Here is a 10,890-nt window from a genome sequence, read left to right as displayed (position 1 = left end):
GGACGGTCAGCGGCCGGCCGGGGTGCCGGTCCAGCCCGCGGGCACATGGCCCAGCCGCACCCGCTGCGGGTGGTCGCCCACCGGCACGGACGCCACCTTGCGACCGGTCGCGAAGTCGATCGCCGTGACCGAGTCCGAACCGCTCTCGGAGACGACGCAGGCCTTGCCGTCCCCGCTGACCGTCGCCCAGTACGGCTTCGACGTGGTGATGAGCGGTCCCTCCTGGAGGGTGGCCCGGTCGACCACGGTCGCGTAGTCGTCCATCGTCCCGGCCACACAGAGCTTGTCGCCCCCTGGGCTCATCGAGATGCCGTGGTGGCGGGAGTCGTTGACCCAGGTCGTACGGTCCTCGCTGGTGGCAGGGTTCTTCGGGAGCGTCTTCTGCCGGGTGATCCGGTCGGTGGCGATGTCGTACTCGAGGAAGCCGTTGAAGAACGACACCTGGAAGTAGAGCTTCGACTCGTCGGGGGTGAAGGCCACCGGCCGCACCGCGTCCGAGAGGTCCCCCCGGCCGAAGGCGTCGAGACGCTCCCGCATGTCGATGACCTTCAGGGTCCTGTAGGTGTTCGCGTCCACGACCGTGATCTTGCGGTCTCCCTTGGTCCAGTCGAAGAACGGGTCGTCCAGTGCCGTGTTGACCTCGCCGATGGCCGAGTTCCAGATCTGCTTGCCGTCCGCGGTGAAGACGTTCTCGTGGGGCTTGTCACCGGTCTTGAAGGAGCCCGTCTGACGGCCGGTGACGACATCGAGGACGTGCACGGTGTTGGAGGTCGACGCGGAGACGGCGACGCGCTTTCCGTCCGGGGAGACGGCCATGTGGTCGGAGCGGTAACCGGAGACGGGAAAGCGCCAGTTGAGCTTGCCGGTGGTGACGTCGATCGAGACCACGTCGGCGAAGCTGGGACGGGACACGACGATGGCCGAACCGTCCGGGGTCGAGTACATGTCGTCCACGAACTGGTCGTGTCCCTCGCCCACGGACAGCCGTATCCCGAGGAAGTAGGCGAGCTTCACGGGGTTGAGGTGGATCTCCAGGAGCCGTTGGTCCCTGTCGGGGATCACATTGATACGGCCGACCTTCGTCAGGGCTCCGGAGGACTCGAGCACGTCCGCCGTCCCCTCCCAGTTGTTGCCGACGAACAGCACTTCACGGAGTCCGTCCGGACGGGGGGTGGCCGCGGTTGCCGGGGTGGCGGTGGCGGCGGTGACCGCGAGGGCGACGGCGATGGCGGCGATGGCAGGGCGAAGTGCTGTCTTCACGGAGTGCTCCTGGGGGCGTGGGGCAGGAGGAGACAGGAAGTTACCGGCGGTAAATTACTGGCGGGTCGGACGATTGGCCAGACGTCGGCCGGACTTCCTGCCGGCTTCGTCCCCCGCTCGGCTCCGTCCCGGCTCGTCCCGGCTCCGGTCCCGCTCCTTCCGCCCCGTGATTCCTCCGCACGTCATGGCTGGAGCCGGGCCGCCCGCATCTGGAGGTAGCGGCTCTCCGGGAGGCTGAGGGTGCGCCGGGCCGCCTGCCGGTACGCCGCCCGGGCGGCCGCACGGTCCCCGGCCCGCTCCAGCAGATGGGCGCGTACGGCGTCGAGCCGGTGATGGCCCGCCAACCGGTCCTCCAGCCCCGCGACTTCGGCCAGCCCGGCCTCCGGCCCCTCGACCATCGCGACCGCGACCGCCCGTCCCAGCTCGGCCATGGGCTCGGGAGCGAGGCGTACCAGCACGTCGTAGAGGGCGAGGATCTGCGGCCAGTCGGTGTCCTCGGGCCGGGTGGCCTCGTCATGGAGGGCGGCGATCGCCGCCTGCACCTGGTAGGCGCCCGCGGGCCCTTCGGAGAGTGCCTCCTCCACCAGCGCCGTGCCCTCGGCGATCGCCGCGTGGTTCCAGAGGGTGCGGTCCTGCTCGTCGAGGGGGATCAGCTCGCCGTGCGGGCCGGTGCGGGCCGCGCTGCGTGCCTCGGTGAGCAGCATCAGCGCGAGCAGCCCGGCGACCGGTCCTTCCCTGGGCAGCAGCCTGCGTACGGCACGGGTCAGCCGGATCGCCTCATGGGCGAGCTCGCCGCGGTGCAGGGCGGCGCCGGAGGTGGCCGTATAGCCCTCGTTGAAGATCAGATAGAGGATCTGGAGCACGGCGGCCAGCCGCTGGTCACGGTCCTCGGGGCCCGGCTGCCGGAAGGGTACGTCCTTGATCTTGGCCTTGGCCCGGCTGATCCGCTGCGCCGCCGTCGCCTCGGGCACCAGCAGCGCGCGGGCGATCTCGCCCGTCGTGAGGCCGCCGACGGCGCGCAGGGTGAGCGCGATCTGCGCGGCCGGCGTGAGCTCCGGATGGCAGCAGAGGAACAGCAGGGTGAGGGTGTCGTCCTCGGACGGGGCCCGGCCCTCACCGGGCGGCGGCGCCGTGAAGGCGTCCCGCGGTGTGAGCTGTGCCGCCGTCTCCTCCCGCCGGCGCCGTGCCTCGTCGCTGCGCAGCTGGTCCGTGAGGCGGCGCGAGGCGACCTTGATCAGCCAGCCCCTGGGGTTGTCCGGTGCACCCGTCCGGGGCCACTGCTGCGCGGCGGCGAGCAGCGCCTCCTGCACGGAGTCCTCGGCGGGGCCGAAGTGCCCGTAGCGGCGCACCAGCGCGCCGAGGACCTGCGGCGCGTGGAGCCGCAGCAGGTCCTCGACCTCGCTCGTGCCTTTCACGGGCACAGATCGCCGCCACCGTCCTGGATGGGGCGGATGACCACCGGGTAGTCGGGCGAGCCCTCGGGCACCGGGCACTGGGCGACCCGCGCCGCGATCTCGGTGACCCGGTCCAGGCTCTCGCAGTCGAGCACCCAGTACCCCGCGAGCAGTTCCTTCGTCTCGCCGTACGGCCCGTCCGAGATCACCGGGCGGCCGTCCTCGCCGGCCCGGACGAAACGGGTTCGCGCGGGCTCGACCAGGCCCTGCGCGTCCACGAGTTCGCCGGACTCGGCGAGGTCGTTGTTGATGGCCTCCATGAAGGAGAACATCGCCTGCAGTTCCTTTTCGCTCCAGGCCGGGCTGTGCTCGGAGCCCTGGCCCCGCATCGCCGCGTAGTCGGCCTGCGTGCCCTGGACCATCACCAGATACTTCATGATTGCGCTCCCTCGGGTGCCGTGCCGCCCCTTGTGGGCAACTCTCACAGGGGACGTCGGAGCGGACGACGCTTTCTCGACAGCCTGCCGGAGATTTTTTCGCAGGTCTGCCGGCCCCCGGGCCGACCAGCGCAAATGCGGGTTCGCGGCCCCCGTGCGACACGGCGGGACGGGTGAAGGGGCGCCGGATCCGGACGCCCGTCCCGGTCGGAGGCGTCCGCCCCGGTCGGGGCGGTGCGCAGCGCCGCCTCCGCAGCCTCAGCACCTGGTGGCGCACGGTTGACGGGCGTGGCCGTCGTGGCGGAGCGCCTCGAGGCGGGCACGACGGGCGAGGAGGGCGAGGTCGTCCCCGACTACGGCGAGGCGACCGCCGGAGCAGCCGCCGACGCCGCCCGCGCCGTTCACCGCGATGCTCATGCGACCTCGGAGCCCCCGAGGTCCGAGGACCCCGTGAACCCCGTGGACCCCGGGAGGCCCGTGGAGCTCATGGCGCCACCTTCAGCAGCAGCTTCCCCGTCGATGTGCGTCCGCCCATCAGCGCATGCGCCTCCGCTGCCCCGGACAAGGGGAACTCCGCGGTGACCGGCAGCTTCACCACGCCGTCGGTGAAGGCGCGGAAGGCCCGTTCGGCGAGGGCTCGCAATGCGTCCGGGGCAGCCCCCGCGAGCGACAGGATGGAGAAACCCGCGACCGTACGGCTCTTCGGAAGCAGGTCGGCCTGCCCCACCTGCCACGGCTCGGCCCCGCTCGCGTTGCTGAACGACACGAGGCGCCCGAAGACGGCGAGTGCGGCCAGGCTGCAGCGGAAGGTGTCGCCGCCCACGGGCTCGAGCAGCAGGTCGACACCCCGGCCGTCGGTGGCACGGTGCACGTCGTCGGGGAAGGAGTCCTCCAGGAACACCTCGTCGTAGCCGTGCGCGAGGGCGTGCTCGGCCTTCGCGGCCGAGGAGACCACGCCGTACACCGCCCCGGCGCCCGCGGCCCGCGCCAACTGGCCCGCTGCCGTGCCGATACCGCCCGCCGCGCCGTGGACCAGCACGGTCTCCCCGGCGCGCAGCCGGCCCACCTCGTGCAGCAGACCGAAGGCGGTCGGGAGCACCGTGGGGAGCGCGGCCGCGGTCCTCGGATCCACGCCGTCGGGCAGCGGGAAGACGGTGGCGGCGGACACCGCCACGACCTCGGCGTACCCCCCGGCGCCGGTGAGCGCGGCGACCTCCTGCCCGGGCCGCAGGCCCGACACCGCCGAGCCGACCTCCCGGACCCGGCCGGAGACCTCCAGACCCGGGACGAAGGGAAGCGACCCGACCCGGAAGCCCTCGGCACGCGCCCTGAGGTCGGCGAAGTTCACGCCGGCGTAGGCGACATCGATGGTGACCTGGCCGGGGCCGGGGTCGGGGGTGCCGGTCGTGACGACCTTCAGCACCTCGGGACCGCCGAACTCGCGGATCTCAACTGCACGCACCGCAGCACACACCCCTCGATAGTTGTTCAACGAAACTCGAACACTCGGAGTGTATGATCGGCATCGAACACTCGGCAAGGGGAGCAGGCATGGCAGTCGGTACGGGAAGCGGCGGGCACCGCGCCGCTCCGGTTCATACGCATCCCGAAGACGTCCCGGTGCTGGCGGCCCTCTCCGCGCTCGCCGATCCCGTGCGCATCGAGCTGGTCCGCGAGCTCGCGGGTTCCGCCGACTGGACACGCGCCTGCGGCAGCTTCGACGTCCCCGTGGGCAAGGCGGCGCTCAGCCACCACTTCTCGGTGCTGCGCTCAGCCGGGCTGGTCGAACAGCGCGACGCGGGTCCCAGGCGGGTCAACCGGTTGCGCCGCGAGGAGTTCGAGGCCCGCTTCCCCGGACTGCTCGCCCTGGTGCTCCGTGCCGACGACCGCCGCCGGGAGCCCGGAGCCGGGGCTCCCGGCAGCGGCTGAAACTCATGACGCGGGCGCGTCGAGCACCGGGATCAGCCGCTCCTCCTCGTGGCGCAGATTTCTGCATGCGTTTCTTTCTTCTCGGGGACGACTGAACCCGCGCTCCCTGCGCGGGGCATGGCGAAGTGCCACGGGCGACCCGGCCCGTGAAAAGGGGTAAAGGGTGAAGAAGGGTGAAGAGGGGGGAGAGGAAAGCCAAGTCGCACGGAGACTGCGCAGAACCGCGCCGGTGCGCGGGGAGTCACGCGGGTGCGCTCGGAAAACGGGGAAATCCCCGGAAAACGGGATGCCCCGAAAACGGGAACGGCGGGCCTCTCGCCCGCCCTGCGGTCACGCCGCGGCCGGGTGCCCCACTCGCTCTTGGCCCAAGGCCGACCCGGCAGTCACGAAATCGAACCCATCGGGGGGAATGCGCCCGGGCAACGGAGTATCGCCCGACCCGACCCGACCCGACCCGACCCGACCCGACCCGACCCGACGGCCGCGGGCGCGGGGGTCCGGGTGAAGGAGGGGGAGGTCACAGAGGGGAAGGTCACATCCGGAGCCTCTGCTGCTCATCCGTAAGCCTGACCTAGCATCCGAGCATGACGGTTGTTCCCGATGACGGGCTTTCGCTCGCTGCCGATTTCCCGGACGCCACCCATGAGCAGTGGCAGCGCCTCGTGGCAGGCGTGCTGCGCAAGTCCGGCAAGGACGTGTCGGGCGCTGCGGTCGAGGACGCGCTGGCGACGGCGCTCGACGACGGCCTCGTCGCCCGGCCCCTCTACACCGCAGGGGACGCCGTTCCCGATGCCGGATACCCGGGCTTCGCGCCCTTCGTGCGCGGAGGCAGGCCGACAGGCGGCTGGGACGTACGCCAGCGGCACGAGCGCCAGGACCCGGTGCGCGCCAACGAGGCGGTGCTCGCGGACCTGGAGAACGGTGTCACCTCACTCTGGCTCGCCGTGGGCGGCTCCGGGGTGCCGGTGACGGGCATGGCCCAGGCCCTGGACGGGGTTTATCTCGACCTGGCGCCGGTGGTGCTGGACGCCGGACCGGAAACCGCTGCCGCCGCGGGCGAGTTGCTCCGGCTGTACGAGGAGAAGGCCGTTGCCCGCGACGCGGCGCGCGGCAACCTCGGCGCGGACCCGCTCGGAGCCGAGGCCCGCACCGCCGAGAGAGCCGACTTCGGCACGGCCGTCGAGCTGGCCCGGCGATGCCACGAGGAGTACCCGGGGCTGCGGGCCCTGACCGTCGACGCACTGCCGTACCACGAGGCCGGAGCCTCCGCCGCCCAGGAACTGGGCGCCTCGCTGGCGACCGGAGTCGCCTATCTGCGGGTGCTCATGGAGGCCGGACTGACGGCCGAGGCGGCCTGCCGGCAGCTGGAGTTCCGGTACGCGGCGACCGCCGACCAGTTCCTGACCGTCGCCAAGCTGCGCGCCGCCCGCCGGCTCTGGGCCAGAGTGGCCGAGGTGTGCGGAGCCACCGGGACCGGAGCGGGGGACGCGGGCGCCCAGCGCCAGCATGCTGTGACCTCGCCGGTGATGATGACCCGTCGCGATCCGTACGTGAACATGCTGCGCACCACCATCGCCTGCCTGGGCGCGGGAGTCGGTGGCGCCGATGCGGTCACCGTGCTGCCGTTCGACCACGAGCTGGGCCTGCCGGATGCCTTCGCCCGCCGTATCGCCCGTAACACCTCGTCGATCCTGCTGGAGGAGTCGCACCTCGGCCGGGTCGCCGACCCCGCGGGCGGCGCCTGGTACGTGGAGCGGCTCACCGATGAACTCGCCCAGGCCGCCTGGGCGTTCTTCCAGGAGCTGGAGCGGGCGGGCGGACAGGCTGCCGCCCTGCGCTCCGGGCTGGTCGGCGAACGGCTCGCGACCACCTGGGAGGCACGCAAGCAGCGCATCGCCCGCCGCCGTGAGCCCATCACGGGCGTCAGCGAGTTCCCGCACCTGTCGGAGAAGCCCGTCGAGCGAGAGCCCTCGGCCGCACCGCCCGGCGGCGGTCTGCCCCGGGTGCGCCGCGACGAGGACTTCGAGGCGCTGCGCGCCCGCTCCGATGCCCACCTCGCCACCACCGGGACGCGGCCGCGCGTCTTCCTCGCCGCGCTCGGACCGGCCTCGGCCCACACCGCGCGGGTCGCGTTCGCCTCGAACCTCTTCCAGGCCGGCGGTGTCGAGCCGGTCCACGACCCGGTGACGGTCGATGCCGGCACGGTCGCCGACGCCTTCGTCCGCAGCGGGGCGGCCATCGCCTGCCTCTGCTCCAGCGACGTGCTCTACGAGGAGCAGGCCGAGGAGGTCGTCAAGGCTCTCAAGTCGGCAGGCGCGGAACGGGTGTTCCTCGCGGGCCGGCCCGGCGACCACGCCGGGGTCGACGAGTATGTCTTCGCGGGCTGCGACGTGGTGAGCGTCCTGTCCTCCGTCCTCGACCGCATGGGAGTTGCGGCGTGATGCAGATCCCCGACTTCCCCGACTTCACGCAGATCGCCCTGGGCTCCGGTGCGTCCGCCGGGGCCACCGAGGAACAGTGGCGCGCGGCCGTGAAGGAGTCGACCGGCAGCAGCGCCGACGATCTGCTCTGGGAGACCCCGGAGGGCATCGCCGTCAAGCCGCTGTACACCGGCCATGATGTGGAGGGCCTGGACTTCCTGGGGACCTACCCCGGTGTCGCGCCGTATCTGCGCGGCCCCTACCCCACGATGTACGTGAACCAGCCGTGGACCATCCGCCAGTACGCAGGCTTCTCCACCGCCGAGGAGTCCAACGCCTTCTACCGCCGCAACCTGGCAGCCGGTCAGAAGGGTCTGTCGGTCGCCTTCGACCTGCCCACGCACCGCGGCTACGACAGCGACCATCCGCGCGTCACCGGTGACGTCGGCATGGCGGGCGTCGCCATCGACTCCATCTACGACATGCGGCAGCTGTTCGACGGCATCCCGCTGGACAAGATGACGGTGTCGATGACGATGAACGGCGCCGTGCTGCCCGTGCTCGCCCTCTACATCGTCGCGGCGGAGGAGCAGGGCGTACCGCCCGAGAAGCTTGCGGGGACCATCCAGAACGACATCCTCAAGGAGTTCATGGTCCGCAACACCTACATCTATCCGCCACGCCCCTCGATGCGGATCATCTCCGACATCTTCGCGTACACCTCGCAGAAGATGCCCCGCTACAACTCCATCTCCATCTCCGGCTACCACATCCAGGAAGCGGGTGCGACGGCCGACCTGGAGCTGGCGTACACGCTCGCGGACGGTGTGGAGTACCTGCGGGCGGGGCGGGAAGCGGGTCTCGACGTCGACGCGTTCGCACCGCGCCTCTCCTTCTTCTGGGCGATCGGCATGAACTTCTTCATGGAGATCGCCAAGATGCGTGCGGCCCGGCTGCTGTGGGCCAAGCTGGTCAGCCAGTTCGACCCGAAGAACGCCAAGTCGCTCTCGCTGCGGACCCATTCGCAGACCTCGGGCTGGTCGCTGACCGCGCAGGACGTCTTCAACAACGTCACGCGCACGTGTGTGGAGGCGATGGCCGCCACCCAGGGCCACACCCAGTCGCTGCACACGAACGCCCTGGACGAGGCACTGGCCCTGCCGACCGACTTCTCCGCCCGTATCGCTCGTAACACCCAGCTGCTGCTCCAGCAGGAGTCGGGCACCTGCCGGGTGATCGACCCCTGGGGCGGCAGCGCGTACGTCGAGAAGCTGACGTACGACCTGGCGCGCAAGGCATGGCAGCACATCCAGGAGGTCGAGGCGGCAGGTGGCATGGCGCAGGCCATCGACGCCGGCATCCCGAAGCTGCGTGTCGAGGAGGCCGCCGCCCGCACCCAGGCCCGGATCGACTCCGGGCGGCAGCCGGTGATCGGCGTCAACAAGTACCGGGTGGAGAACGACGAGCAGATCGACGTCCTCAAGGTCGACAACTCCTCGGTGCGCGCCCAGCAGATCGCCAAGCTGCGGCGGCTGCGCGAGGAGCGCGACGAGGCCGTCTGCCAGGATGCGCTGCGGGCACTGACCGCGGCCGCCGAGCGTGGCTCGGGCCCCGGCCTGGAGGGCAACCTGCTGGCACTGGCGGTGGACGCCGCCCGTGCGAAGGCCACGGTCGGTGAGATCTCGGACGCCCTGGAGAAGGTGTACGGACGGCACGCGGGCCAGATCCGTACGATCTCCGGCGTGTACCGCAACGAGGCAGGGGAGTCCCCTTCGGTGGATCGCACCCGCGCACTGGTCGACCGGTTCGACGAGGCGGAGGGCCGCAGGCCGCGCATCCTCGTCGCCAAGATGGGCCAGGACGGACACGACCGGGGCCAGAAGGTGATCGCCACGGCCTTCGCCGACCTGGGCTTCGACGTCGACGTCGGCCCGCTGTTCCAGACCCCGGCCGAGGTGGCCCGGCAGGCGGTGGAGGCGGACGTGCACATCGTCGGCGTCTCCTCGCTCGCGGCAGGCCATCTCACCCTCGTCCCGGCGCTGCGCGAGCAGCTCGCGGAGGAGGGGCGCGACGACATCATGATCGTCGTCGGCGGGGTGATCCCGCCGCAGGACGTGCCCACGCTGCTGGAGATGGGTGCGACGGCGGTCTTCCCGCCGGGCACGGTGATCCCTGACGCGGCGTACGACCTGGTGCAGCGGCTCGGCGCGGCGCTGGGCCACGACGAGCTGTAGCCGCGGATGGCCATCGACCTCGACAGCTACGTCATGGGTGTTCTCGACGGGAAGCGGGCCTTCGTCGCACGCGCCATCACTCTCGTCGAGTCCACCCGTCCCGACCACCGCGCCCTTGCCCAGCGGCTGCTGACCGAGTTGCTGCCGCACACCGGCAGGGCGCGGCGGATCGGCATCAGCGGGGTGCCGGGGGTGGGCAAGTCCACCTTCATCGACGCTTTCGGCACTCTGCTCACCGGCCTTGGGCACCGGGTGGCGGTGCTGGCCGTCGACCCGTCGTCCACCCGCACCGGCGGCTCCATCCTGGGCGACAAGACCCGCATGGAGCGCCTCGCCGTGGACCCCGCGGCCTTCGTCCGGCCCTCTCCCAGCGCGGGAACGCTGGGCGGGGTGGCCAAGGCGACCCGCGAGTCCATGGTCGTGATGGAAGCAGCGGGCTATGACGTGGTGCTGGTGGAGACCGTCGGCGTCGGGCAGTCCGAGACCGCGGTCGCGGGCATGGTCGACTCCTTCCTGCTGCTCACCCTCGCCCGCACCGGCGACCAGCTGCAGGGCATCAAGAAGGGCGTCCTGGAGCTGGCCGACCTCATCGCCGTCAACAAGGCCGACGGGCCGCACGAGCGCGATGCCCGTGCCGCCGCCCGGGAACTCGCGGGTGCGCTGCGGCTGATGCATCCGGTCGACGCTGCCTGGACCCCGCCGGTGCTGAGCTGCAGCGCCCGCGAGTCCATGGGCCTGGACACCCTCTGGGACCGGCTCGAGCAGCATCGTGCGCTGCTGGACGCGGGGGGCCGCCTCGCTGCCAAGCGTCGCGACCAGCAGGTCGACTGGGCCTGGTCCATGGTCCACGACGAGCTTCTCGGCCGTCTGCGTGCCCATCCGGTCGTGCGTGACGTCGCTCCCGGCCTCGAGCAGCGGGTGCGCGACGGGGAGCTGACGGCCACGCTCGCCGCCGAGCGGATCCTGGAGGCCTTCGGGCGCCAGGGGGACTGATACGGCCCGGCGCGGGCGTGCTGGGGGCTCCGGGGGGCGGGAACCGCTTCCAGGACCGGGGTGGGGTTCAGGGGCTCGTTCGCCGAAGCGCACGAGGCCGCTCTTCGTGCTCTCCCCGCTCGCGTATCCAGTGCTTCCGTGTGCCTGGGCTCTCGTGCGCCTGGACTTCCGTACGCCTGGGCTACCGCGCCGAAGGCCCCGGCCGGTGAACCGGACGGGGCCT

At 71.6% G+C, this 10,890-nt stretch carries 9 protein-coding genes; 4 read left to right on the top strand and 5 right to left on the bottom strand.

From position 1 onward, the window contains the following. Positions 1-6: 6 nt before the first annotated feature. From AC068D_RS08070 to AC068D_RS08050, 5 genes are all read right to left on the bottom strand, one after another. On the bottom strand, positions 7-1,260 hold the full coding sequence (locus tag AC068D_RS08070) for a YncE family protein (protein ID WP_478822125.1): 1,254 nt from the start codon (positions 1,258-1,260) through the stop codon (positions 7-9). A 182-nt stretch (positions 1,261-1,442) separates the two neighbouring features. After that, on the bottom strand, positions 1,443-2,675 hold the full coding sequence (locus tag AC068D_RS08065) for an RNA polymerase sigma factor (protein ID WP_478822124.1): 1,233 nt from the start codon (positions 2,673-2,675) through the stop codon (positions 1,443-1,445). Next, positions 2,672-3,091, bottom strand: a complete 420-nt coding sequence (locus AC068D_RS08060; protein ID WP_478822123.1) for a YciI family protein — start codon at positions 3,089-3,091, stop codon at positions 2,672-2,674. Before AC068D_RS08060 ends, AC068D_RS08065 begins: the two co-directional genes overlap by 4 nt. 258 nt (positions 3,092-3,349) lie before the next feature. Further along, positions 3,350-3,508 carry a 2-dehydropantoate 2-reductase N-terminal domain-containing protein gene (locus AC068D_RS08055; RefSeq protein ID WP_478822122.1) on the bottom strand — a complete coding sequence of 53 codons (159 nt, stop codon included), beginning with the start codon at positions 3,506-3,508 and terminating at the stop codon, positions 3,350-3,352. 67 nt (positions 3,509-3,575) lie between these two features. Further along, positions 3,576-4,553: a quinone oxidoreductase family protein gene (locus AC068D_RS08050; RefSeq protein WP_478822121.1), complete on the bottom strand. Its 978-nt coding sequence runs from the start codon at positions 4,551-4,553 to the stop codon at positions 3,576-3,578. Positions 4,554-4,642: 89 nt separating this feature from the next. Between AC068D_RS08050 and AC068D_RS08045 the strand changes: the two genes are divergently transcribed. The 4 genes from AC068D_RS08045 to meaB all read left to right on the top strand — a co-directional run bounded on the left by AC068D_RS08045 (position 4,643) and on the right by meaB (position 10,667). Then, entirely contained in the window at positions 4,643-5,020 is a 378-nt protein-coding gene (locus AC068D_RS08045; protein WP_478822120.1) for an ArsR/SmtB family transcription factor, read from the top strand. A 584-nt stretch (positions 5,021-5,604) separates the two neighbouring features. Continuing rightward, a complete protein-coding gene (gene mutA, locus AC068D_RS08040) occupies positions 5,605-7,461 on the top strand; it encodes a methylmalonyl-CoA mutase small subunit (RefSeq protein WP_478822119.1) in 1,857 nt (618 codons plus the stop codon). Further along, positions 7,461-9,674 carry a methylmalonyl-CoA mutase gene (gene scpA, locus AC068D_RS08035; protein WP_478822593.1) on the top strand — a complete coding sequence of 738 codons (2,214 nt, stop codon included), beginning with the start codon at positions 7,461-7,463 and terminating at the stop codon, positions 9,672-9,674. Before mutA ends, scpA begins: the two co-directional genes overlap by 1 nt. Positions 9,675-9,680: 6 nt before the next feature. Beyond that, entirely contained in the window at positions 9,681-10,667 is a 987-nt protein-coding gene (meaB, locus tag AC068D_RS08030) for a methylmalonyl Co-A mutase-associated GTPase MeaB (RefSeq protein WP_478822118.1), read from the top strand. The last annotated feature ends 223 nt before the right edge of the window (positions 10,668-10,890 follow it).

Source organism: Streptomyces sp. NPDC043861, from assembly GCF_056435905.1.
Note: the sequence above shows the minus strand (reverse complement) of the source record. Positions and strands in the feature narration are given on the sequence as shown.